At 46.4% G+C, this 25,188-nt stretch carries 19 protein-coding genes, 1 pseudogene and 1 riboswitch; of the genes and pseudogenes, 15 read left to right on the top strand and 5 right to left on the bottom strand.

The window, feature by feature from the left end; translation table 11 throughout:
* From RG959_RS15265 to RG959_RS15235, 7 genes and pseudogenes are all read left to right on the top strand, one after another.
* Nucleotides 1-822 (top strand): annotated as a pseudogene (locus RG959_RS15265) (hypothetical protein); the annotation flags it as partial.
* A 1,078-nt stretch (nucleotides 823-1,900) separates the two neighbouring features.
* Nucleotides 1,901-3,652: an ABC transporter ATP-binding protein gene (locus RG959_RS15260; protein ID WP_342797842.1), complete on the top strand. Its 1,752-nt coding sequence runs from the start codon at nucleotides 1,901-1,903 to the stop codon at nucleotides 3,650-3,652.
* Nucleotides 3,653-5,434 carry an ABC transporter ATP-binding protein gene (locus tag RG959_RS15255; protein ID WP_342797841.1) on the top strand — a complete coding sequence of 594 codons (1,782 nt, stop codon included), beginning with the start codon at nucleotides 3,653-3,655 and terminating at the stop codon, nucleotides 5,432-5,434.
* 135 nt (nucleotides 5,435-5,569) lie between these two features.
* Nucleotides 5,570-6,103 carry a glycoside hydrolase family protein gene (locus RG959_RS15250; protein ID WP_342797840.1) on the top strand — a complete coding sequence of 178 codons (534 nt, stop codon included), beginning with the start codon at nucleotides 5,570-5,572 and terminating at the stop codon, nucleotides 6,101-6,103.
* Nucleotides 6,096-6,395: a glycoside hydrolase family protein gene (locus RG959_RS15245; RefSeq protein WP_342797839.1), complete on the top strand. Its 300-nt coding sequence runs from the start codon at nucleotides 6,096-6,098 to the stop codon at nucleotides 6,393-6,395. The genes RG959_RS15250 and RG959_RS15245 overlap by 8 nt, the downstream gene beginning before the upstream one ends.
* A 2-nt stretch (nucleotides 6,396-6,397) precedes the next feature.
* Nucleotides 6,398-7,258 (top strand): glycoside hydrolase family 43 protein, encoded by an 861-nt coding sequence (locus RG959_RS15240; RefSeq protein ID WP_342797838.1) that lies wholly within the window; start codon nucleotides 6,398-6,400, stop codon nucleotides 7,256-7,258.
* 87 nt (nucleotides 7,259-7,345) lie between these two features.
* Entirely contained in the window at nucleotides 7,346-7,969 is a 624-nt protein-coding gene (locus tag RG959_RS15235) for an SGNH/GDSL hydrolase family protein (RefSeq protein ID WP_342797837.1), read from the top strand.
* 38 nt (nucleotides 7,970-8,007) lie between these two features.
* Here the strand turns inward: RG959_RS15235 and RG959_RS15230 are convergent, their stop codons facing one another.
* Nucleotides 8,008-8,775, bottom strand: coding sequence for an endonuclease/exonuclease/phosphatase family protein (locus RG959_RS15230; RefSeq protein ID WP_342797836.1), 768 nt, complete (start codon nucleotides 8,773-8,775; stop codon nucleotides 8,008-8,010).
* Nucleotides 8,776-8,778: 3 nt separating this feature from the next.
* The gene (locus tag RG959_RS15225; RefSeq protein ID WP_342797835.1) at nucleotides 8,779-10,425 is read right to left on the bottom strand and encodes a PTS transporter subunit IIBC; all 1,647 of its coding nucleotides are present in this window, start codon (nucleotides 10,423-10,425) and stop codon (nucleotides 8,779-8,781) included.
* 349 nt (nucleotides 10,426-10,774) lie between these two features.
* Here RG959_RS15225 and RG959_RS15220 point away from each other — a divergent pair, with 349 nt between their 5' ends.
* On the top strand, nucleotides 10,775-12,439 hold the full coding sequence (locus tag RG959_RS15220) for an alpha-glucosidase (RefSeq protein WP_342797834.1): 1,665 nt from the start codon (nucleotides 10,775-10,777) through the stop codon (nucleotides 12,437-12,439).
* A 119-nt stretch (nucleotides 12,440-12,558) separates the two neighbouring features.
* Here RG959_RS15220 and RG959_RS15215 read toward each other — a convergent pair whose 3' ends face one another.
* Nucleotides 12,559-13,464 carry a helix-turn-helix transcriptional regulator gene (locus RG959_RS15215; RefSeq protein ID WP_342797833.1) on the bottom strand — a complete coding sequence of 302 codons (906 nt, stop codon included), beginning with the start codon at nucleotides 13,462-13,464 and terminating at the stop codon, nucleotides 12,559-12,561.
* A 204-nt stretch (nucleotides 13,465-13,668) separates the two neighbouring features.
* Between RG959_RS15215 and RG959_RS15210 the strand changes: the two genes are divergently transcribed.
* Nucleotides 13,669-15,609 (top strand): glycoside hydrolase family 127 protein, encoded by a 1,941-nt coding sequence (locus RG959_RS15210; RefSeq protein WP_342797832.1) that lies wholly within the window; start codon nucleotides 13,669-13,671, stop codon nucleotides 15,607-15,609.
* 64 nt (nucleotides 15,610-15,673) lie between these two features.
* Here RG959_RS15210 and RG959_RS15205 read toward each other — a convergent pair whose 3' ends face one another.
* The gene (locus RG959_RS15205; RefSeq protein WP_342797831.1) at nucleotides 15,674-17,011 is read right to left on the bottom strand and encodes a 5'-deoxyadenosine deaminase; all 1,338 of its coding nucleotides are present in this window, start codon (nucleotides 17,009-17,011) and stop codon (nucleotides 15,674-15,676) included.
* A gap of 42 nt (nucleotides 17,012-17,053) precedes the next feature.
* Nucleotides 17,054-17,153, bottom strand: a riboswitch (purine riboswitch).
* A gap of 276 nt (nucleotides 17,154-17,429) precedes the next feature.
* Nucleotides 17,430-19,046, bottom strand: a complete 1,617-nt coding sequence (locus RG959_RS15200; RefSeq protein WP_342797830.1) for a PucR family transcriptional regulator — start codon at nucleotides 19,044-19,046, stop codon at nucleotides 17,430-17,432.
* Between the two features lie 197 nt (nucleotides 19,047-19,243).
* On the opposite strand from RG959_RS15200, the gene uraD reads away from it, so the two are divergent.
* The 6 genes from uraD (at nucleotide 19,244) to RG959_RS15170 (ending at nucleotide 25,103) form a co-directional block, all read left to right on the top strand.
* Nucleotides 19,244-19,750, top strand: a complete 507-nt coding sequence (uraD, locus tag RG959_RS15195; protein WP_342797852.1) for a 2-oxo-4-hydroxy-4-carboxy-5-ureidoimidazoline decarboxylase — start codon at nucleotides 19,244-19,246, stop codon at nucleotides 19,748-19,750.
* A 153-nt stretch (nucleotides 19,751-19,903) separates the two neighbouring features.
* Nucleotides 19,904-20,908, top strand: a complete 1,005-nt coding sequence (locus tag RG959_RS15190) for an XdhC family protein (protein ID WP_342797829.1) — start codon at nucleotides 19,904-19,906, stop codon at nucleotides 20,906-20,908.
* Nucleotides 20,905-21,600: an NTP transferase domain-containing protein gene (locus RG959_RS15185; protein WP_342797828.1), complete on the top strand. Its 696-nt coding sequence runs from the start codon at nucleotides 20,905-20,907 to the stop codon at nucleotides 21,598-21,600. The genes RG959_RS15190 and RG959_RS15185 overlap by 4 nt, the downstream gene beginning before the upstream one ends.
* Nucleotides 21,518-22,372, top strand: a complete 855-nt coding sequence (locus RG959_RS15180; RefSeq protein WP_342797827.1) for an FAD binding domain-containing protein — start codon at nucleotides 21,518-21,520, stop codon at nucleotides 22,370-22,372. Before RG959_RS15185 ends, RG959_RS15180 begins: the two co-directional genes overlap by 83 nt.
* A gap of 21 nt (nucleotides 22,373-22,393) precedes the next feature.
* Nucleotides 22,394-24,628, top strand: a complete 2,235-nt coding sequence (pucD, locus tag RG959_RS15175) for a xanthine dehydrogenase subunit D (RefSeq protein ID WP_342797826.1) — start codon at nucleotides 22,394-22,396, stop codon at nucleotides 24,626-24,628.
* A complete protein-coding gene (locus RG959_RS15170) occupies nucleotides 24,612-25,103 on the top strand; it encodes a (2Fe-2S)-binding protein (RefSeq protein ID WP_342797825.1) in 492 nt (163 codons plus the stop codon). The genes pucD and RG959_RS15170 overlap by 17 nt, the downstream gene beginning before the upstream one ends.
* Nucleotides 25,104-25,188: the final 85 nt, after the last annotated feature.

Genomic DNA, 25,188 nt, shown 5'->3' with positions numbered 1-25,188 from the left:
GAACAGAAAGAGGAGGAAGAAGAACCCTTCGCTCAGATGGAAGAACAGAAAGAAATAAATGAAGAGGAAGCCTTCTCTAACAGCTGGGAAGAACAGAAAGAGGAGGAAGAAGAACCTTTTGCTCAGATGGAAGAACAGAAAGAAATAAATGAAGAGGAAGCCTTCTCAAACAGCTGGGAAGAACAGAAAGAGGAGGAAGAAGAACCCTTCGCTCAGATGGAAGAACAGAAAGAAATAAATGAAGAGGAAGCCTTCTCAAACAGCTGGGAAGAACAGAAAGAGCAGGAAGAAGAACCTGTCACTCAGATGAAAAGACAAAATGAAATAAATGAAAACGAAGCATCTTTCAAAGGAAAAGAAGTTGAAGTGCAGAGAAAGAGACACCTAAAACAAATACAAGAAGCAAGAAACCCTGCAAGACAACAAATTGCTGCTAATCAGGAAGAAGAGGAAATATGGACTAGAGGAAAGACGACCAAGGATATGTCTGCCGATAAAGAAAGAGAAAACATTATTAATAGTTCTCTAGAAGATTCTTCGTTTAATCAGACGCATATTCAAAGAAACCGGGAGGGAAAGAGGTTCAAAGCAAGCAAAATAAAAAAGGAAAAATGTATTGATTCCAGACTAGGTCAGTCAAGTACTTGTCTTCCTTTGAACATTCCAATAGAAGAAAAAGAAGAAGCATGGGTGCCTGTTATTACAACTGAAGAAACAGAAAAATATCTTGAATCTCAATATTATTCTCTCATGAAGCAGGCGGAAAAAAAGTATAAAGCATTGCGGGAAAAAAGAATGGAACGGGAAATGATGAAAAAGTAATCTGCCGCTCTTTTGCAGAAAGAAAGAGCGGATATGGGGAAGACGTTTTTTATATAGCCACTTGAGGCTATTTTTGTTTTTCTATATATAAACTGGCATCAAATCAAGTTTCCTGTTTCTTACTCTAAGGATGCTTGTCCATACGAGTTCAAACTTCTACAATCGCCTGCTTCAGCTGTTAGCCCCGTCTACTTTTAAAAATCATCTTGCAAAATGAAAAGATTCTTTTACTCCATGTCATTTAATGAGCCGCTTTAAGAAAACGCCTAAAGTACAAGAGTTGTTTTCTAAGAACCCGGACCGCAGTATGTCGTTCCCAGGTGCAGACAGCCCTTTATGCAAAGAATTAATCAAAGTTAATAATTTTTATCAAAATAACGATCGGTAGATGGCTCTTTTGAAAGAGCTGTTTTTTTTTGCAGTGCTGCTGGGTTTTTCAGTGCTTCTGTCATGTTTATTGCGTGCTGAATTAAAAAAGAACAACAAAGATTTTTGCGAATGTATTGGTAAACATGCTTTTCTATTTTCTAAGATAGGTATGATACCATCTGCATATCACAATATTTAAAAAAGCCCAGCTCGGTTCTGCTGATACGGTCTTATTTGGAGGGAAACACGTGTATACCCATGCTAAAGCACATTTCTGTTAGGAAATCACTAAAAAAATAGCAGTGTGACGCTAAAAGCAGATGATTAGGACTGGCCGGATGAACCCTGCTCTGCTTAGCGGAAGGACTTCTTATTATTCTTTCATAAATGGACAGTGGCTATATGCTGGTTAAAGGAGTATTCATTTCATCAGATGAATGATAAGAATGAAGAAAACGAGTTCGTTATCTTTAGTTTTTGTGTCGAAAAACAGCAGATCTTCATCTGTTTTTTCTTGATTTTTTGAAGATTTGTTCAATAAACAGAGAATTTTTTCTTTTTAAGTAAAAAGAATGGATACGTGAGGCTCGAAGGAATAAAATGAACGTATTTCAATTCCACTGTATGGAAGGGGTCCTTATTTTCATCAAAGATCGATTGTCACCATAACAGGCCATGATGAAAATACGCGGAAAGAAGGGAATGGAACGTGCATAGTTTAAGATGGATTTGGACGTATATGAGGGACTACAAATCCGGCCTTTTTTGGGGGTTTTCACTTGTACTTCTTGTTGCAGGATTGAACATGCTGAATCCGTATTTTTCAGGACGAATTGTCGATGACGTAGTGTACGGAGGAAAGATGGAGCTGCTTTGGGTACTGCTCGGTTTTATGATAGCGGTTACGATGGTGAAAACCGTTATCCGCTACAGCTTTCAGCTCCTGTTTGAGCGTACTTCCCAGCGGGTGATTTTTACGCTTCGCGAGCAGTTGTACGCCAGACTGAATGAGCTGGATTTTCGTTTTTATGACCGGACAAAAACGGGCGACATTATGGCGCGGATGACAGGTGATATGGAAGCAGTGCGCCATTTTACTGCCTGGACAACGTATATGATTGTGGAAAACGTATGTGTACTGTTGTTTGCCATTGTTTTTATGTTTACCATTCATGCGCCGCTGACACTGGCAATGATCGCTGTAACACCGGTGATCGCCTTTTTTGCTTATCGAATGAGCAGTGAGGTCCGGCCGACATTCTCAGAAATTCGGGCACAGTTCGCGCGTTTAAACTCCGTTGTACAGGAAAACATCAGCGGCAACCGGGTTGTCAAAGCCTTCGCCAAGGAAGACCATGAGATTGGTAAGTTTTCAGCTGAAAACAAAGCTTTTAAAGAAAAGAATATTCAATCGGCACGTGTATGGGAAAAGTATCTTCCTGTGCTTGATTCGCTGGCGGGGGTGCTGCTTGTTGTCATGATCTTAGCCGGCGGGTTTATGGTCATTCAAGGGTCACTGACTATTGGGGAGCTTGTCGTGTTCAATTCTCTTATTTGGGCGCTGAACAACCCGATGCGAATGGCGGGCTGGCTGATTAATGACGTTCAGCGGTTTATCGCATCCGCTGAAAAGATTGAAGATTTGCTTAATGAGCAGCCGGGCATTGCCAATACATCATCGAAAAAGGCACCGGCTGGCAGCGAACTGTCTGTTCAGTTTCAGGATGTAACGTTCCGCTATGAAGATGAACCGGTTTTATCCAATATTACATTTGGGGTGAAGCCAGGCCAGACTGTCGCGATAGTCGGTCCAACAGGTGCTGGGAAATCGACGATCGTCAATCTGCTTTGCCGCTTTTATGATGCAGACAGCGGTGAAGTGAAAGTGGAAGGAATGAATGTGAAGGAATGGGATATCCGGTCTCTGCGCCGGCATACCGCTATGGTTATGCAGGATATCTTTTTATTCTCCGACACGATTGAAGGAAATATTGCGTATGGAATGCCAGACGCGACGATGGAGCAAGTGAAGATGGCAGCAGAAAAAGCGGAAGCACATGCGTTTATATCCAAGCTTCCGGAAGGGTACGACACGATTATCGGTGAGCGCGGCGTCGGTTTGTCAGGCGGACAGCGGCAGCGGATTTCTCTGGCGAGAGCACTGCTTTTGGATGCGCCCATTTTAATTTTAGACGATACGACGTCCGCGGTTGATTTAGAAACGGAGATGCGCATTCAAAAAACGCTCCGGTCCATTTTGCAGAAAAAAACGTGCTTTATTATCGCCCACCGCATTTCCTCCGTTAAAGAAGCAGATCTGATTTTGGTGTTAGAGGACGGGCAGATTGTAGAGCGCGGCCGGCATGAAGACTTGTTGAAGCGTAAAGGCCGTTACTTTAATGTATTCAAAAATCAATTTGGTGACTTTGACAGCCGCCAATTTGGCGAGGAAGTGATGTAAGTGGCACGTAATAAATTTGATGTAGATGAAGAGCTGGAGTCTGCCTTTGATATAAACCAGTTAAAACGGATGGTTCAGTATTTAAAGCCGTTTAAAGGAAAAATCATACTTACTGTTCTCCTGATGCTTTTGGCGAGCGGGGCAACGTTGACCGGTCCATATTTAATTAAAACGGCGATCGACGACAAAATCCCAAACGGAGACGTGGGCGGACTTGCACTGCTTGCCGGATTTTATTTAGCGGCTATCACGGTCACAGGCTTTTGCTTAAAATATCGAATCCGAATGATGTCTCAAATCGGGCAGAGTGTCATTTTACAATTGCGGAAAGACTTGTTTGCTCATTTGCAGACGCTGTCGTTTTCGTACTACGACAGCCGGCCTCACGGCAAAATTTTAGTGCGTGTCGTAAACTATGTAAACTCACTCAGCGACCTTTTATCCAACGGTATTATTAACGTTATTACAGATTTGTTCAGCGTTCTGGTCATTGTCGGCTTTATGCTGGCGATTGACGTGAAAATGACACTGGCTGCCATGGCAGGCTTCCCATTTTTGATCGGGTTTATCTTTTTTATTAAAACAGCTCAGCGTAAAGCGTGGCAGCAGCTCAGCAACAAGCAGTCTAATATGAATGCGTATATTCATGAAAGCTTAAATGGAATTAAAGTGACACAGGCCTTTGCGCGTGAGGAAGAAAACGAGCAAATATTTCGTGAAGTATCCAACAGCTACCGTTCCGCCTGGATGAAGGGAGTGAAAATTCAATTTCTTTTATGGCCTGTCATTGAAAATATTTCGGTGATTACCGTTTCGTTCGTTTATGTTACCGGTATTTTTTGGCTGAACGGAAGTGTCACAGCGGGGGAATTGGTCGCATTTGTCGGTTACATTTGGATGTTCTGGCAGCCGCTTGCGAATATCGGCAATTTCTATAATGCCATTATTAATGCGATGGCGTATTTAGAGCGCATTTTTGAGACGATCGATGAAGAACCGACCATTCAAAATGCGCCAAATGCTGGTGTACTGCCGCCTGTACGCGGTGAGGTAACGTTCGATCATGTCGTGTTCGGCTACGAAGGAGAGAAAAACATTCTTGAGGACGTGAACTTTACGGTAAATCCGGGAGACACGATCGCGCTTGTTGGGGCGACCGGCTCTGGAAAAACGACGATCATCAATTTAATCAGCCGGTTTTATGATACGAAGAGCGGCAGTGTACGAGTGGACGGAACAAACATTAAAACGGTCACGCTTTCGTCGCTGCGCAGCCAGATGGGTGTCATGCTGCAGGATTCGTTTATTTTTTCCGGCACGATCATGGACAATATCCGGTATGGCCGCCTTGATGCGACGGATGAAGAAGTGATTGAAGCATCAAAAGCGGTTCAGGCACACCGTTTTATTAGCGAAATGGAAGAAGGGTACGAAACAGAGGTGAATGAGCGCGGCACACGTCTTTCATCTGGCCAGCGCCAGCTTATTTCGTTTGCACGGGCTCTTCTGGCGGACCCGAAAATTTTAATTTTGGACGAAGCAACATCAAGCATTGATACCGAAACGGAAATGGCTCTTCAAAAAGGATTGGAGCAGCTGCTTGAAGGGCGAACTTCTTTTATTATTGCGCACCGTCTGTCCACGATTCAAAACGCTGATCGTATTTTCTTTATTGACGGCGGTCGAATTATGGAGCAGGGAACGCATAATGAACTAATGAAAAAAGGCGGCGCGTACTCAAAGCTTTATTTATCGCAGCGCCGTGCTTTAGAGGCTGGATAATACAATCAAAACGCGGGCCCGGCGATGCCGGGCTTTTTAAAGGAGGGAGACTATGCCGAAAGCGCCGCTTTTTCGTGATCCTATTTATGATGGCGCTGCAGATCCGGTTCTTATTTGGAACCGGGAAGAAAGGGAATGGTGGATCGTTTACACAAGCGGATGGCTTCAGTCGAAGGGCCGGGCGTTGCCTGGGTGCACGGCACAAACCTTGGTGTTGCTTCGTCACAGGACGGAGGAGAAACATGGACGTACCAGGGTGTTCTTCAAGGACTTGAATTTGAACAGGGTCAAAACACGTTTTGGGCACCGGAAATTCTCTGGCACGACGGCTTGTACCATATGTATGTGAGCTACATCCGGGGCGTTCCGTCTGAATGGGCTGGACACCGAAGGGATATTGTTCACTATACGAGCCGAAACCTATGGACTTGGACATTCCAATCTGTTTTGAAGCTGAGCTCTGATTACGTGATTGACGCATGCATTCATCCAATGCCCGATGGCAGATGGCGCATGTGGTATAAGGATGAAGCAGCCGATTCTGCCACATACGCCGCTGACAGTGACGATTTATACCAGTGGAAGCCTGTAGGTGCTGTTTTAGCCCATCAGCCGCATGAAGGGCCAAACGTCTTTTTCACGGAATACATACTGGCTCATTATGGATGAATGGTCGGGCCTGGCTGTTTATGAGTCAGAAAACGGTGAGGATTGGCGCCGTAACGGAAAGATTTTGCACGGGTCCGGTACGTGTGAGGATGACGGAACAATCGGTCTGCATGCGGATGTGCATGTAAGCGGTGGGGAGGCCTATATTTTTTACTTTACACATCCAGACCGCAGCCGTCATCCCCAGTCGAAAAGATCTTCTTTACAGGCAGCAAAGCTTGAGCTGCAAGACGGGGTACTTACCTGTGATCGGAATGCTTTATTTTCATTTTGCCTGCGGGAAGAAACATAAGCATGAGAACAAGTGATATTCGGATTCGGGATCCATTTGTGGTGGCGGATCAGCAAGCAAAAACTTATTATCTTTACGGAACAACGGATGAAAATGTGTGGACAGGCCCTGCTTCCGGTTTTCAAGTGTATCAAAGCGGGGATTTACAGGAGTGGAAAGGGCCGTTTCAGGCTTTTCAGCCGCCGCCCCGTTTTTGGGCGGATCAGCACTTTTGGGCGCCGGAAGTGTATGAATGGGAGAACGCTTATTATATGCTGGCTACGTTCAAATCAGATAAACGGTGCCGGGGCACACAGATTTTAAAAGCTCAATCTGCGCTCGGTCCTTTTAAGCCGCTGACGGAGGGGCCGATTACACCGAAAGAATGGGAATGCCTTGACGGAACTTTGTTTATGGATAAAAAGGGCATTCCCTGGATGGTTTTTTGCCGTGAATGGATTCAAGTAAAAGACGGAGAGATGTATGCCCTGAGGTTATTCGAAGATTTTCAGGCTGTACACGGCGAACCGGTTTTATTATTCACGGCTTCCCAGGCGCCATGGACAAAGCCGGTGAGGGAAGCCAATTACATTACAGATGGTCCGTTTCTTTACGAAACAGAAAACGGAGAGCTTGAAATGATTTGGTCGAGTTATAGTGAAAAAGGCTATGCAGTCGGTATTGCCCGGTCCCTATCAGGAGCTGTTGAGGGACCGTGGATTCATGAGGCAGAACCGCTGCTTGATCAAGACGGCGGCCATGGAATGATTTTTCGGGATTTTATCGGCAAGAGGCGGCTGGCTATTCATGCGCCGAATCAGTCACCCCATGAACGGGCTGTTTTTCTGAATATGGAAGAGCTGATGGGGGAAAGACCGGTATGAGTGGAACGGGCGAATTCAGCTCAAAGCATGCGGGCATCTTAATAAAAGTGAGCTGGAAAAAGCAGTTTTGTTAAAGGAGGAATAGAAATGTTGACGAAGGAAGACCGGATTGTATTTATTGGAGACAGCATTACCGATTCCGGACGCCGGGCAGAGCCGGAAGAGCTGGGGGATGGGTATGTAAGGATGATTCGTGATCAGCTTATTTGCGAGTCGCCTGTGAACGCACCTGTCATTATTAATAAAGGGGTTGGCGGCAATCGGGTAACCGATCTGGCAGAGCGGTGGGAGCAGGATGTGTTAAACGAACGGCCAACAGTCCTGTCCATATCAATCGGAATCAACGATGTATGGCGGCAGCTTGATTCAAAAGAAGTGAATCAAATATTACCCGGGAAATTTGAACAGGTATACCGTAGTTTACTTGAACAATCTGAGAGCATCCGGCTTGTGTTAATGGAACCGACGATTATTGAAGAAGATCTGCGCTCCGAAGGCAACGAGCTTCTAAAGCCGTATGTTGAGATTGTTCAAAAGCTGGCCGGCGAATATGGTGCTGTGCTTGTGCCGATGCACCAGGCTTTCATCGAGTATGTAAGTGCGGAAGGTGAGCATAAGCTGACGACAGACGGGGTTCACATGAACTCAACAGGAAATACACTGATGGCGCGGACCTGGCTGCAAGCCATACGCGAAAAAGGACTGTCATAAGAAAAAGGCGTTCTCCCCGCAGGAGAACGCCTTTCTTTTTAGCGGATGACCACTTCAACGCCGAAGTGATCGGATACAACCGGTTTATGGATACCATTAAAAATCACTTTGGATGATATGACCTCGATGGGCTTATTCACAAAGATATAATCAATTCGCAGATCTTTTTTGTTTCCATCCCAGCCGTCAATCTTTCCTTTAACGGTGTATCCCTCATCTTTCTCGGAAGCAAGGGTGTACGTGTCCCAAAACCCGGCTGCTAACAAATAATCGTAATTTTCATTTCGCACAGCGGTATCCCCGTTAAAGTCACCCATTAAAAAGGTAAGCTCTTTGGATGCAGCCCTGGCTAGGAGGCGGTCAAGCTGTTTTTTTGCGGGTTCCTCCTCGTCCTGCCACCAGCCGAGGTGACAGGAGAAAAAAGAGGCAGGCTCACCGTTGATATCGATCACAGCTTGAACAATTTTACGTGTTTTCCAGTTATCCATGTCGTGCTGGTCTGTAATAAAAAAAGAATCATGGCTTTTTACAGGATGCTTCGTAATAATGGCCAGGCCTTCTTCATAAATCTCATAGCCGAAGTGCGACATATCCCAAATAAATGTGTAATCCATTTCACCAAGGTCATGCAGCTTTTGCACAAGCAGCTCTGCGTAATTCGCGTGCCCGGCTTTATCCGACTTGCTTACCTCCTGAAGCGCTACAACATCGTATGATTTTTCGGCAATCGTTTGAGCGAGTTCCGTTAGCTTTTGGAGGGTGTTTTCTTCCTGCCAGGAATGACAGTTTAATGTGAGTAAATTCATGTTTTACACTCCTAAGTAATCCTGTACATCGGATTTGATTACATCAGCTTTAGGGCCGTAAATGGCCTGCACGCCTTTATCTTTTAAAATTAAACCGAGCGCCCCGGTTTTTTTCCACTCTGCTTCTCCCGATACTTTGTCCACATCTTTAACGGTCACGCGAAGCCGTGTCATACAAGCATCCACATCTTCAATGTTGTCAGTACCGCCCAGCAGCCGGATGATGGCAGCGGCCGCTGTTCCTTCTGCCGCCGGCGCAGCGCTTTCGGCTTTGGCGTTTGTTTCTTCATCATCTGTGTAATTGCCGGCCCGGCCTGGCGTCGGAAAGTTAAACTTTTTGATCAGGAAGTTCGCGATCGTAAAGTTTAAAGCGAAAAACACAGAGCATGTAATAACAAAGTTAAAAATATCACGTGTCAGTCCTGCTTTTGCCGCCATAGGCATGCGTGTTAAAAACTCTATCAGCCCGAATGAATGAAGACGAAGGTTGATCAGATCAGCCGCAGCAAAGCTCAAACCGGTTAAAATCGCATATACCACATATAAAAGAGGGGCAGCAAACATAAACATAAATTCAATCGGTTCTGTTACACCTGTTAAAAAAACAGCGAGTCCGGCAGATAAAAACATCGGCTTGTATTTAGCACGTTTGTCTTTGTCCACATTTTTATACATGGCCAGCGCAATTCCAATAAGTGAGGCAGTAGAAATAATCATTTGGCCCACTTTAAAGCGGGCAGGCGTTACCTCGTTCAACAGTGCTTGATAAGCCGTCATATCGCCAGTTGCTTTTAAATTGTTTAAATCTGCCGCCCAGGCAAGCCAAAGCGGGTCCTGTCCGGCTACAACCTGCCCGGCCGAAGAGCCGGTCAACATCGTATACGTGCCGCCAAGTGACGTGTAGTTAATCGGAACCGTCAGCATATGATGCAGGCCAAAAGGCAGAAGCAGACGTTCAAGTGTACCGAATACAAAAGGCGCAATAATCGGTGCCGTATCTTTTGAAGTGGCAATCCATTTTCCAAACTCGTTCAAGGCGCCTTGAATAAACGGCCAGACGGCCGCCAGCAAAACGGCTATGACAACGGACCAGGCAATGACCACAAAAGGCACAAACCGTTTTCCGTTGAAAAAAGCAAGAGAAGCCGGCAATTTGCTGAAGTTATAATATTTATTAAAAATCACGGCTCCGGCAAAACCGGAAATAATACCAATAAACACGCCCATATTAAGCGCTGGAGCACCGAGCACAGAAGTAAAATAATCGCTTACAATTAACTCGCTGCCAAAAAAAGATGAGACAGATGCTTTTGGATCACTAAGCATATCACTATTTAAACCAAATAAAGCACCGGTTACCCGGTTAATCAGAACAAAAGCTAAAAGGGCCGCAAATGCACCGCCGGCCCGTTCCTTTGCCCAGGAGCCTCCGATGGCAACCGCAAATAAAATATGTAAATTGCCGATAATGGCCCAGCCGATATCTTCCATCACGTGTGCTCCTGTTTGCACAAAGCTGATATCGCCGCTCATCATGGCAATCAGTTTGCCGACGGATATCATAATCCCGGCTGCGGGCATCACTGCAACGACGACGAGCAGCGCTTTTCCGAGTTTTTGCCAAAAATCAAAAGACGTTAACTTTTTCATACCCCATTCTCTCCTTGATTAGATGTAATAGTGAACTGTAACGAAAACGTTTGCATGGACCTTATTCTAATAAATGCGCTTTCATTTAGCAAGAATAATTTTTAAAGAACGAATTTCTTTTATGTATTTCGCTTGTTTTAACAGAAAGATAAGTATTCACCAAAGAATATTGAATTTATTTTTCGTGAAAACGATTGCATTGGTTTTTCGTCTAGTTTATACTAGGGCGTATCAAACAGCAAAAACAAAAAAGAAGGATCAAAGGGAAGCGGGATATTCTCACATGTTTTTCCGTTTTCCATGCTAAAATACACGTAAGAAGCATACGAGAGGATACGGGGGTCGTCATATGAACAAAGTGTGGTGGAAAGAAGCGGTCGCATATCAAATTTATCCGCGCAGCTTCATGGATTCGAACGGAGATGGAATTGGAGATATTAAAGGGGTGATCTCCAAACTGGACTACTTAAAGGATCTTGGCATTGATGTAATCTGGATCTGTCCGATGTTTGAATCGCCGAATGATGATAATGGATATGATATTAGCGATTACAAAGAAATTATGAATGAGTTTGGGACGATGGGTGATTTTGACGAGCTTCTGGAAGCTGTACATGAACGGGGAATGAAGCTGATTCTTGACCTCGTGATCAACCATACGAGTGACGAACATCCATGGTTTATTGAATCCCGTTCCTCTAAGGACAATCCAAAACGCGACTGGTACATTTGGCGCGATGGCAAAAGTGGAGGGGAGCCGAATAACTGGGAAAGTATTTTTGGCGATTCGGCGTGGGAATATGATCGGATCACAGACCAGTTTTTCCTGCACCTGTTTTCAAAAAAGCAGCCGGACTTAAACTGGGAAAATCCCGAAGTGCGCCAGGCCCTTTACGAAACTGTTAACTGGTGGCTCGACAAAGGGATCGACGGCTTCCGGGTTGACGCGATCAGCCATATTAAGAAAAAAGCAGGACTGCCTGATTTGCCGAATCCGAAGGAAATGAAGTATGTGCCTTCTTACGATTACCACATGAATGTAGAAGGCATTCAGCCGTTTCTTGAAGAATTAAAAGCCGAAACATTCGCTAAGTACGACATTATGACAGTCGGTGAAGCAAACGGTGTAACAGCGGAAGACGTCAATGAATGGGTCGGTGAAGAAAAAGGGAAATTTAATATGATTTTTCAATTTGAACATCTTGAGCTTTGGAATGCTGAAAAAGAAACGGGTCTGGATATTCCAGGGTACAAGAAAGTGATGACAAAGTGGCAAAAAGCGCTCGAAAACAAAGGCTGGAATGCGCTGTTCATTGAAAATCATGATAAAGCGCGCGTGGTTTCCACATGGGGTAACGACCGGGAATACTGGTATGAAAGTGCTACGGCTTTTGCAGCGGTGTACTTTTTAATGCAGGGAACGCCTTTTATTTACCAGGGGCAGGAAATTGGCATGACCAATGTAAAATACGAAAGCATTGAAGATTATAACGATGTTCGTACGAAAAACATGTACCGGCTTGGCACTGCAGCGGGCATTCACCATGATGAGATGATGCAAATTATTTGGAACTCAAGCCGTGACAACTCACGCACGCCGATGCAGTGGTCGGCCGAGAGCAATGCCGGCTTTACGACGGGAACGCCGTGGATCAAACTGAATGACAACTATACGCGCATTAACGTAGAAGCGCAGCAGCAGGATGAACGCTCTATTTTACATTTTTACAAACGAATGATTCGAATGAAAAAAGCGCACGACGTGTTTACGTACGGTGCTTACAAAGAAGTGATCGAGGAAAGCGAACGCTTATTTGCATACACACGCACTCTCGGAAGCGACCGGGTAATCGTGCTTGCTAACTTGTCAGATCAGCCAGTACCGGTTCCGAAGCAGGAAGGTGTCTCTTATGATGCCGCTCAGCTGCTGCTGCACAATTATAGAGTGCAGGAAGACAGTCCGGCTCGTGAATTGGTGCTGCATCCATATGAAACACGTGTGTACCGCCTCTAATAGTAATGAAAACCGGCTTAAACCTTACCGTTTAAGCCGGTTTTGTTTTTGGTGGAGCGGCAAAGAAAAATCATGGTCTGAAAGGTTTAGATTCTGCTCAAGCTGGTTCTGCCCATCTTTTATTCTTTATTGAGTTGAATACGATGGTAAGCTTTGCGGTATTCGGAGGGCGTTAGTTTTTCATATTGTTTAAACAGCCTCATAAAATACCGTTCATCTGAAATGCCAACTGTCCGGGCGATGCTTCCAATGCTTTCATCCGAAAGAGTAAGTAAATCCTTCGCTTTGGAAAGCTTCAACATATGAATGTACGACTGCACCGTCCAGCCCGTTTCTTTTTTAAAAAAGCGGCATAAATAGTCACGGTTATAGTTGAACTGATCGGCTATCATGCCGGTTGACAGCTTTTCAAGCGAATGAAGGCGGATCCATTCCAAAATAGAAGCGATTTTTCTGTCTGTACTCGTTTGTTCAGCAGTAAGGTGAAAATTTTTAACCGTCTGCTCAGACAATTCAATCAGAAGGGAGGTAGCCAGATAGTCAGCCGCCCGGCTGTGACCGTAATGTCCGTTTGCTACATCAAGAAGCTGGGTGAACAAAATGGTCAGCCGCTCAATTTGTTTGGGCGTAGAGAAAAACGGAAGAAAGATGTCTGTATCTCCGTGCTGGAGCCTTGGTTTTGTTTGACGCGTTTTAATGTGCTGGTCCAGCTCCTGCTCGTTTATCCCGGGCGCTTCTCTTTCGTCTGGAAACAAGAAGTGAAACCAGTAAAAAGAGGTTCCAGGCGGGCATTCGTGAAAGCCCTGATGTATTTTATCGGGCGGCAAAAGAAGCGCATCACCCGGCTGTACTTCAAATTGGGTGGATTCACATTCAATATACAGCGTTTCATGAAGAGCGATAATGAGCTCGTAATCGCCCATTGAGCGTTTCATATGTGTCCAGGGGATATCCGTAACAAATTTTCCGCCCAGCCTGTATCGAACTGGCTGTTGGATTGATGCATGTATATATTCCTTCAGCATTTTTATCCCTCTTTTTTGAATCGAAATATAGTCAGTTTCGTCCACAAATTATGCGCTTTCATTTACTGATTTTTATTGTATCAATATGCTATTCTTTGAACAAGATTTCTATTGAAAGCGCTTTTTAAACAAAAGGGAAGAATGGATAAGGTCAGTTTTAGCTAATCATTGAACCAAACGCGGTACAAAAATGGGGGATGAAAAATGGCGCATACAAAAATTAAAAATGATGTATCTGTTCAATTAACAGATTCGTTCTGGAAGCGGTATATGGATGTGGTCCGGAGGGAAGTTCTCCCTTATCAGTGGGAAGCATTAAACGATCGGATTCCGGGTGCTGTGCCGAGCCGCGCAATCCAAAACTTTAAAATCGCCGCGGGAGAAGCAGCGGGCGAGTTTCACGGTTTCGTTTTTCAAGACAGTGATGTAGCGAAATGGCTTGAAGCAGCAGCATTCTGTTTGGAAAATGAACGGGATGAAGCACTGGAGCAGGCGGCAGACGAGGTCATTGCTTTAATTGGCCGGGCACAGCAAAAAGATGGCTACTTGAACACATATTTTACGGTAAAGGAGCCAGATGGGCGCTGGAGCAATCTGCGGGACCAGCATGAGCTTTATTGTGCCGGCCATATGATGGAAGCAGCCGTAGCTTATTACCGGGCGACTGGAAAAAAAGCCTTTTTGGATATGATGTGCCGATTTGCCGATTATATTGACGAAACGTTTGGCCGGGAAGAGAGCAAAATCCGCGGGTACGACGGGCACCAGGAAATCGAGCTGGCGCTTGTGAAGCTGTATGATGTGACAGGTGATCAAAAGTATTTGAATTTAAGCCGCTATTTTATTGACGAACGCGGGCAGCAGCCGCACTTTTTTGATGTGGAAAGAGAAAAACGAGGGGATGATCGTCCGTTTTTTTGGAATGAAAGCTATGGTTACCATCAAGCCCATGTGCCGGTCCGGGAGCAAAAAAAAGCGGTTGGTCATGCTGTCCGGGCGATGTATATGTACACGGCGATGGCAGACCTTGCGCTCAGACTGAATGATGAAACATTAAAAAAAGCGTGTGAGGATTTATGGGAGAATGTCACGACGAAACAAATGTACATTACTGCCGGCATTGGATCAATGGAATTTGGCGAAGCATTTTCAACTGACTATGACCTGCCGAACGGAACCGCTTATACGGAAACGTGCGCGTCGATTGGCCTCGTTTTCTGGGCAAAGAGAATGCTTGAACTTCAGGCGGACGCAAAGTATGCCGATGTGATGGAGCGGGCTCTTTACAACGGAACGATCAGCGGAATGGACTTGGATGGGAAAAAGTTTTTTTATGTGAATCCGCTGGAGGTAAAGCCGGAGACAAGCCGTTATCGCCAGGATCACCATCACGTTAAAACCATCCGGCAAAAATGGTTCAGCTGTGCATGCTGTCCACCTAATTTGGCGCGCTTGCTTTCATCGATTGGCCAATATATGTATACAGTCCAGCAGGATGAATTGCACGTACACCTGTATGCAGGCAATAAAGCGGCTGTTGAACTGAATGGACAGCAGGTCGCGATCCATCAGGAAACAAGCTATCCGTGGGATGAAACCGTGAAGCTGACAGTTATGCCTGATGAGGAGGGGACTTTTACCGTTGCGCTTCGCATTCCGGGCTGGTGTAAACAAGCTGAACTCCGAGTAAATGGTGAAAAAATAGATTATGAGGCTTTTGTAAAAAGAGGTTATGCATATTTGAAGCGTAAGTGGATGCAGGGAGATCAAATTGAGCTTCTGTTTCCTATGCCGGTAGAAAAGATTCGGGCGAATCCAAAAGTAAAAGAAAACGCCGGGAAAGCCGCTTTGCAGCGTGGACCGATCGTATATTGCCTGGAGGAAGCAGATAACGGAAAAGAGCTGTCTTCGATTAAAATAAATAAGCATTCCGTGTTTTCTGCTGCGTTCAAGCCGGATGTACTGGGCGGAGTCGTTGTGATCGAGGGAGAAGGTGTCCGGGAAAGGGAAGAGTTATGGGGAGAGGCATTATATCAGCCCGTTCATAAGCACTCTGTCGGTGTTTCTATCAAAGCGATTCCTTACTTTGCCTGGTGCAACCGCGAGCCGGGTGAAATGGCCGTGTGGATTCGCGAGGAGGGCTGACTCGTTCTAACAGGCAAAAAGCGGTTCGGCCGAAATCTTTGGCTGAACCGCTTTTTGGATGAGTTTAATGCATGATTGTTGTTTTTTTGAGCAGCCGTTTAATTGATGCATCTGCTTCTCTTAGCACAGTCGTTTTGTCGATCGTTTTCATCATGCCGTTTTCCATGACAATTTGCCCGTCGACAATGGTCGTTTCCACATCTGCACGGGTAGCCGAATAAACGATGCGTGAGATGGGATCTATATCGTAAGAAGGGAAGGTATGGAAATGATTTAAGTTTAACATCACCAGGTCTGCCCTTTTTCCGGCTTCAATACTGCCAATTTCATGCCCCATTCCAACAGCCCGGGCGCCGCCGATTGTAGCTATGCGGAAAACGGTGCGGGCGTTCATGCTGGTCGGACCGTGGATCGGTTTTTGAATCAAGGCGGCAAGACGCATTTCATTGAACATATCGAGGTTGTTGTTGCACGGAGCACCGTCTGCTCCAAGGCTTACGGATGAACCGGCATCAAGCAGCTCAGGAACATCGGCAATACCGGATGCAAGCTTTAAGTTCGAGCCCGGACAATGGCTGACATGCACACCTTTCTCCCGGATAATCCGCTTTTCTTCTTCGTCCAGCCAGATGCAGTGGGCCAGGATAAGCCGTTCGTTGGCAAGACCGAGATGATCGAGATATATAACATTGCGCATCCCGGTTTCCTGCTCAACAATAGCGATTTCCCCCCTGTTTTCGGAAGCATGGGTATGCACATGGACGTTGTAGTGGACGGACAGTTTTTGTACCTCTTTCAATAATTCCTCTGTACAGGAAACGACAAAGCGCGGTGAAAAAGCATATTGGATGCGCCCGCTGTCGTACATATGCCATTTCTCCAGCAGGTCCACGCTTTCCTGGATGGATACTGCTGTGTTTTCCTGCAGGGCAAGCGGCACTTCACTGCCTTTATCCATCATAACTTTACCGGAGAGCGCACGAATACCGCTTTGAGCAATCGCACGAAATGCAGATTCGGTATGATGAACGGTTTCCATATCGACAATCGTCGTTGTGCCGCTTTGCAGAAGCTCGCCGATCCCAAGCATCGCCGAATAATAAACAGATTCTTCATCATGGGACGCTTCAAGCGGCCAAATCCGCTTTTTCAGCCAGTCCATCAATTCAAGATCATCACCTTTGCCGCGAAACAGTGTTTGGCATAGGTGCACATGAGTTTGAACAAAGCCGGGGATCACGGTTCGGCCTGAAGCGTCAATCACACGGTCAGCCGGCGTTTCGTCCAAAGCCGGCCCGACTGCTTCAATCCGGCTGTCCCTAATGAGAATATCTCCGTTTATAATCTCTTCCTGCGCATTCATCGTTACGATTTGGGCATTTTTAATAAGTAAACTTCCCATCTCCATCCCTCCCAGTCAATAAAAAAAGCCACGAAAAAACCAGCGCCCATGCTGATTTTTCGTAGCCTGGAATTTACGGTCCCAAGTAGAGACCCCCAGCCCGTATCGCTGGGGATATACGAAAAAGGTATCTTATCATTAGAATAAGAGGAAGCGGGAGACGCTTCAACTAAAGTGGAAGAAAACCTTACATTGTTTTTTTCTGTTACTCGGAAAACGTGATTCATTCAGGTGAATGATTGGGGAGGAAGTACATTCGTAAGCGGCTTTGAAAAAAGCCGGTTCCTCTATGAATGTAAAAAATCATTTAGAGAGCGTGCTCAATGCCATTGTTGTCCGGTGGATGAGTATTTCACTTTCTTTGGATGAGGTTGGAATTCCGGCATATAAAAAAGCCTGGGACAGCTCCCGGGCTTTTTTAAGCATTCAGCAGGTGTTTGATACGGAGGGCGAGGCGGACCTGCAGGGAAAAATCGGGGTCTTTCAATGAAATACCGAGCAGCTCTTCACATTTCTCCAGCCGGTACACAACTGTGTTACGGTGGACAAACAGCCGCTTGGCCGTTTCGGAAATATGGCAATGGCTTTCCATATAAACAAACAGTGTCTCCAGCAGTGACCTTTCTTCTTCTAGATTATTCAGCTTTAAGTGCTCGACTGTGTGTTTATAAAACTGGCTTAAGTCTTTTGGCGGGAGCATCCGCAGCAGCTCGTTTACATCCTTTGTCCGGTGGAAGTGAATGGAGGAGGGGCCGCTGGACAGCCGGTTTGTTTTTAAGGCATCGCGCGCTTCTTTATACCCCTGCCGGACAAATAGGAGAGACGAGCATAGATGACTGACACCAAAAGAAATGGTCATGTTATGTTCCCGACTGAGCCGGCTTTGCAGCTTTTCTAAAAAAGAAGCCGTAAATAACTGGGTGTCTTTCATATGATCGGGTACTTTTGACAGAATGATTACGGTGTCTCCTTTTGTAAATAAATCGCAGGGAATATCCATTGTGTGCAGTTCTTTTTCGAAAAAATAATAGACTTCATCCAGTTCCTTCTGGTTCGTGTAATAAGACCATTCTTCTTCCGGTGCATCGATTCGGCCAACCGCGCACACGTATTTTTGTTTTAAAGGCAGGTCGAATTCTTTTGCACGGCTGATCGTTTCCTCTTCGCTTGAAAAAGCGTCATCTAAAAAATTGGAGAAAAACTCATTGCGAATACGGCGGGTAGACTGTTTTACGGCTTCTTCTTTCAACAGCTCAAATGAGATCACATTGAGTGCCTGTTCGATCGTAAGAAGTTTCACCTGCTCTGTTGGATAAACAAAGCCTTTGAGCAAAAGCAGGGCAGCCTTTTTCTCGTGTGTGTAAACGGGAAACAGTGTGTAGCTCTCTTTCTGGTCCAGCGTGCTGAACATGGTAAAAGCAGAGCCGGCCGGCAGAAAAGAGCCGTGCTTAGACGCCCATTTCTTAAACGGCAAAAAAGCTTCGGCCAGCGAATGATCACCGGCAATGGCAGAAAAGTACACTGTCGATAAAAAAGCCTGGTGGCCGGTAAGCTCTGTTAAGTTTGCAAGCAGCGCATTTAATCCTTTTCCGCTTATGATATGGCTTGAAAACAGCTTGTGCGTTTCGATTGCGCCCCGAAGCTCGCTCGTTCTCTTATCTAAAATAATATTAAGCATTTGATTGACGGTTTCACCGAGTGACCAGTTTTCAGGAATTTCAACAATCGGAAACCCAAGCTGATCTGCGAGCTGGATTGCTTCTTTTGGAAGGCGGCCGAAAAAACGCTTTGTTTTAATAAAAAGGGCAGCGCAGTTTTTCTGGGCCATTTGCTCAATCAAGCTGATCAGCTCGCCTGGCTTATCTTTAACGTGATAACCGGTTGTCACGAGCAGGTCGTTCGACTTTAAATAAGGGAGAATATCCGGAGCATCCATCATCGTCACATTCGTAATATCATTTGCCATCCCTCTGGCGCCCGCAGCTAATGGAATATCTTGAAAAGGAGCGTGGGCAAGCAAGGTTTGTAATTTCAATTGAAACACTCCCTAAAAATTTATATTGTGTAATATTATATAACACAAATTATTAATAAATTGTGAAAAAGAAGAAAAAAATCTAATATTTTGGTCATTTAAGCCAGTGACAATACATAATTTTCCTTGTAAACTAATCATATGTTATTATTTATTACACATTTAGGTTAGGAAAGGGCGTGAGTGAAGTGCTGACTATGAAAGCAGTAAACGAAATGAAAAAAGTGATGTTCGTCCAGCACTTCGGCAGCGTATTTGAACATTCACTTTGGGTAGCGGAACAGGCGGTGCGGGATCGTCCATTTGAGTCTGTGCAGACTCTATGTGATAAGATGACCGCTGTTGTTCAGGAAGCGTCTTGTTCCGATCAGCTGGCTCTGCTTCGAAACCATCCGAATCTTGGGGCGAATATGAAAATGACCGACGCTTCTGTGAAAGAGCAGAAAGCTGCCGGGCTGACTTCTTTGTCCAAAGAGGAATTTAATCAGTTTTCTCTGTTAAATGAGGCATACACCCAAAAGTTCTCTTTTCCTTTTATCATGGCAGTGCAAGGCAAAACAAAAGAAGAAATCTGCGTTCAGATGAAGCAGCGTCTTCAAAACGATAAGGAAACGGAATTTGAAACAGCCTTAGCAGAAGTGTTTAAAATAGCCAGATTCCGAATTGAAGACATTGTCATCCAGGAAGAACCGAGCGCATGCTAGCCGTGACCATCCGGGTTTTAAATGAAACTCAAGGGCGGCTGGGCGGACCCGCTTCTTTCATCAGCCCAATTTAAGAATAGAAGAAGTGAGAAGGGGGCTGTGATTTTTTTGAACCAGTGCCCTTTTTTGGACTATACACTGGAGGGAAACGATATGGAAGATATTCATGAATTGCTTGATGCCATGGATGCCTCCACTGTTGGTGGTGTAATGGCGGCGGTCGTTAAAGTCGCAGGCTCTGCTTATAAAAAAGAAGGGGCAGCGATGCTGTTTAAACCGGATGGCACGCAGGTCGGCCTGCTTAGTGCGGGCTGCCTGGAAGAAGATTTGAATGAACGGCTGAAAACAGTGGATCAGCCGTACGGCGAATTTGTATACGATATGCGCGGTGAGGATGATTTTTCCTGGGGAGAGGGCTCGGGCTGCAACGGGGTTATTCATGTATGGACAGAACGGCTGGATGAAGAGTATACGGCCCACCTATTGCAGTTAAAAGAAGTGCTGAGGTCCGGACAGTCCGTTTTTATGATTAAAAAGCGCGGCGTCCGTCCCGGTTACCTTTTTATTCCCGATTCGGGACGTGCGTTTGGTCAGTGGGAGGGAGAAGTGCCAGACGACTGCCGGGTTATTGAGCGTGGCATGTTTTTTAGTAAAGCGCTCGACAGTGAAGTGTATGTACACAAAATTCGTCCAAAGCGAAGGCTTGTTGTATTTGGGGCAGGGCCAGATGCACGGCCGCTCGTTTCGTTCGCAGCGGCCGCTGGATTTTCAGTTACCGTTTCCGACTGGCGCCCGGCGTTTTGTTCGGCTTTTCATTTTCCTGATGCTGAAAAACACATGGTCGGTTTTCCGAACGAAGTGCTTTCTTCTATCGCTTTAAAACCAGAAGACTGTGTAGTCGTGATGACGCATAACTTTAAACGGGACCGGGAGCTGCTCGAGGCATTAAGGGAGCAGGAGCTTCGGTATTTTGGTATTCTCGGTTCCCGAAAAAGAACAGCCCGCTTGTTTGGGGCTGATGCCATTCCTTCACGGATTGCTTCTCCGGCCGGCTTGTCAATTGGAGCGCAAGGAGCCGAAGAAATTGCGATTAGTATTGTCGCTCAGCTGATTCAAGTAAGCCATTCCATTGGGCTGCGGGAAGCAGCTTGTTTATGAGCAGGCCGATTGTTGGTATTTTGCTTGCTGCCGGAAATAGTGTCCGGATGGGGTGCGATAAGCTGGCGCTGCCGCTTGGCAGTACCACGATTGGCAGTGCTTCACTGAATGCGGCTCTTTCCTCTGCGCTGGATCATGTTATTGTGGCAGGGAAAAGAGAGAGCCGGGCCGGCTGGATTGGGCCCGCTTTTTTTAAAAAAGAGAATTGGTCGTATGGCGTCTGTGATGAAGCTAGCCGCGGGCAGGCGCATACACTTTCATTTGGCTTGAGGGCCGCAGAACAAATGAATGCGCAGGCAGCGGTAATTCTTTTGGCAGACCAGCCGTTTACGAGGGTGGAATTAATCAATCAAATCGTCCGCGCATACAAAAAAACAAAGGCTCCTTTTGTGGCGGCTTGTCTGGATGGTATTCCGCGCCCGCCTGTTCTTTTCTCGAACGGCTGTTTCCCTGTGCTGCAGGAGTTAAAGGGAGACCGGGGAGCGGGCAGTTTGCTGAAGCAGCCTTCTTTTGCGCGGCACGGACGAATGATTGATTGCCAAGAATCCCGTTCTTTTTTTGATATTGATACGATGCAGGACTATAAACAAGTGGCTGGGAGGGGATGGAATGACAATGCAAATGCCGGTGCCAACATCTGTCTGGCAGCCACAGAGTCTGGAGGAAGCGAGGTCTTTAAAGAAAGAGCTTGACGGAATATCGCGGTTTATTGCGGGTGGAACACTTATGCAAATGCAGCGGGAGCAGGGCCTATCCTTTCCTCCTCATTTAATCAGCCTGGAAGGGATTCGGGAACTCGCAGACATTGAGGAAACGGTCGACGGTTCGATCAGAATAGGGGCGCTGACAGACTTGGAAACGTGCCGGAATCATCCGCTTGTAAAAGAAAAGTGCCCGGTTTTATCAGAAGCGATCAGCACCATTGCCTCGCCAGCTGTGCGTAACCGGGGTACGATCGGCGGCAATATCCTTTATGGCGTCGGTGATGCCATTCCGGTCTTACTGGCACTTGATGCGCGCCTTTCGTGGTTTTGTGAAAACGGCATTCGGTCTGAATGGATATATGATTATGTAAGTGAGCAGGAATCTCCGTCAGCATCCGCCATTTTAACGGACATTACGGTTTCTTCTCCTATAAAAGGGCGCTGTTTTTTTCGGAAAGTCGGACGGAGAGAAGCGTTTATTCCATCTGTTGTGACGGTTGCCATGTACAGAGAAATGACAGATGAGCAGACCATCAAAAAAATTCGGATGGTGGCGGGCGGCGGAGTAAACACACCGCGTCGTTTGAAGATGTGTGAGAGAGAGCTCGTTGGAAAGGAACTGACGGATGGTGTGCTGGCGTCACTGTCAGAAAGCATCAAAGAAGAATCGGCTTTGATCGGTGATGTGTTCGCCTCAGTGGATTACCGTCGCACCGTCGCAGCCAATCTGCTGTTAGCCGCTTTGCAATCTGACCAATAAAAACGGGGGAGGAGATTAGCTATGAAGAAAAAAATCCGGCCGGACGGCAAAGAGAAAGTAACAGGCCACTTAAAATATTTAACGGATCTTACATTTCCAGAGATGCTCTGGGCAAAAGTGCTAAGAAGCGCTTACCCTCATGCCCGTATCCTCTCCCTCTCCACAGAGAAAGCCTGTCAGCTGCCAGGTGTACAGGCGGTTATTACCCATGAAGACGTGCCTGCCTTAAACGGATTTGGTATCGTTACCCCGGATCAGCCGGTTTTATGTAAAGATACAGTTCGATATGTGGGAGATGCGGTTGCAGCTGTTGCTGCAGAGTCGGCAGAAATTGCTGCGCAAGCGCTTGAACTGATCGAGGTGCACTATGAACCGCTTCCTGTAGTGGACAGTCCAGAAAAAGCATTGGCCAAGTCGGCTCCTCTTCTTCATCCAGGCGGCAATATCCTTCACCGTGCCGGCTTTCAAAAAGGCGATATCCAAACAGCGTTTTCGCGATGCGTAAACATTGTAGAAGAAACATATGAAGTTCCCCGGCAGCTTCATGCTTATATGGAAACAGAAGGCGGCGTTATCGTGCCTGAAAAAGACGGGACGCTGACAGTATATGTCGGTACGCAGCACGGTTTTAAAGACCGGTTTCAATTATCTCGTATTTTAGGCATGCCGGAAGAAAAAATTCGGATTATTTCCAGTCCGATGGGCGGCTCATTCGGTGGAAAAGATGAATTGAATATTCAGCCGTATGGGGCGCTGCTTGCGCTTGCAACAGGCAGACCGGTGAAAATTCACCAAACAAGGCAGGAATCTATGCGTTCAAGCATTAAACGGCACCCGATGAGCATTACGATGAAAACCGGCGTGGATCAAAATGGGCGGCTGCTTGCTCATCAAACAACGATTACAGCCGATACAGGCGCCTACGCCACATTAGGACCGGCGATTTTAGACTTCGCTGTTGAGCACGCATGTGGCCCGTACATGATTGAGGCGGTAGATACAAAGGGTGTCTCTGTTTTTACAAACAACGGTGTTTCCGGGGAGTTTCGTGGATTTGGAGGCAATCAAATTACTTTTGCGTTGGAAGGGCAGATGGACCGGCTGGCTGCCGCAATCGGGATGGATGCCCTGGAGCTGCGGCGGCTTAATATCCGCCGTGAACAGGATCCTGGACCGCTCGGGCAGCGGATTGTCCAGACAAATGGTGCTTTAGAGGTATTAGAGTCGGCTGCTCAGGTATACCGAGTTAAAAAGCAGCAAATGCCGAAAGCGAGCGAGTGGAAGCGGACCGGCGTCGGCATGGCTGTGACGATGCACGGCGGCGGGCTTGGCTTCGGAAGAATAGATCCTGCCGGCGGTCGGCTTTCATTAAAAGAAAATGGAAAGGTTGAAATTGCCTTTGGATTTGAGGAAGCGGGGCAGGGAATTCTGGCTGTGATTGAAGCGGTGACAACAGAAGAATTAGGGTGCCAAAAAGAAGACCTTTCTATTGTGATTGGAGATACGGCTCTCGTTCCTTCGTCCGGTTCCACTACCGCTTCACGCGGAACTAGTATGGTCTGGCATTCGCTGCAGCGGCTAAAAGGGTCTTTTGTAAAGCAGGTGCTCACACGGGCCGCAAAGAAAACAGGCATAGAAGAGAAGGTGCTGTCGATTGGGTCGGGCGGTGTTTGGGGAAATGGAAAATGTGTGCTTTCCTTTGAATCTCTTGTGGCCGGCGAAGAGCCGATTGTGGTTTCCACCGAGTTTGATTTTCCGGTTTCGCCGGACGAAATTGACTCGGCTCACTACTTATACACATACAGCGGTGTAGTGGCCCAGACAGAGGTTGATCTTTTAACCGGAAGAATAAAAGTAACCGGGCTGCACCAGTCTACAGCAGCCGGCCCGGTCGTAAACGAAATGGGCTATAGGGGACAAATTGAGGGCGGCGGCGTGATGGCGCTTGGCTACACTTTAATGGAAGATGTGGTGATGACAGAAGGGCAGTATGCGACAGAAAACTTCGATTCTTATTTAGTTCCAGGCATTCAAGATGTACCGTTTGACCTGGAGCTTGAAGCGATTGAGACGCTTCCTCCTGGAGATCATTACGGCCCGCGGGGTGTTGGCGAAATTGGAACGGTAGCCGTAGCGCCGGCAATTGCCAATGCCATCTACGATGCAATCGGCTTTCGGGTCAGCCGACTGCCGGTAAAGCCGGAGGCTGTGCTGCAGTCGATGGAAAGGGGTGTCCTGTATGAGAACCAATCCTGAAAAAGCAGGCGCTGGAGTGATAGAGCTGTCCTTTCAGTTAAACGGTAAGCCTATTCAATTAACCGTTCCTCCTGTTATGAGAGCTGTTGATTTAATCCGAAATGAGCTTGGTCAAACCGGCACAAAAATTTCATGCGGCATCGGACGCTGTGGAGCCTGTTCGGTTTTGATCAATGGTAAGCTGGCTGTTTCGTGCCTGACACTCGCTTATCAGCTTGAAGGAGCTTCGGTGGAAACGATTGAAGGGCTTTCTGATCAAAATGATGTGCATCCTATTCAAGAAGCATTTCTGGAAGAAGGCGGCTTTCAATGCGGTTATTGCACACCGGGCATGGTCATGGCGGCAAAATGCCTGCTTGACTCAAATCCAAAGCCGAATGAAGCGGCGATTCAGGAAGCCTTTTCGGGCAATCTTTGCCGGTGCACAGGGTACGGCGGCATCATCCGGTCTGTTCAGCGGGCTTGTTCTTCATAAATTATGTTAGATAATCTGACGCAAAAGAGTGTAATCATATTGGGGTTACACTCTTTTTTTCTTTTATTTCTAACTAACCTTGTTA

The organism is Domibacillus sp. 8LH (genome assembly GCF_038806185.1).
Classification (GTDB): Bacteria; Bacillota; Bacilli; order Bacillales; family Domibacillaceae; genus Domibacillus; species Domibacillus indicus_A.
This window is presented reverse-complemented; position numbering and strand designations above follow the sequence as displayed.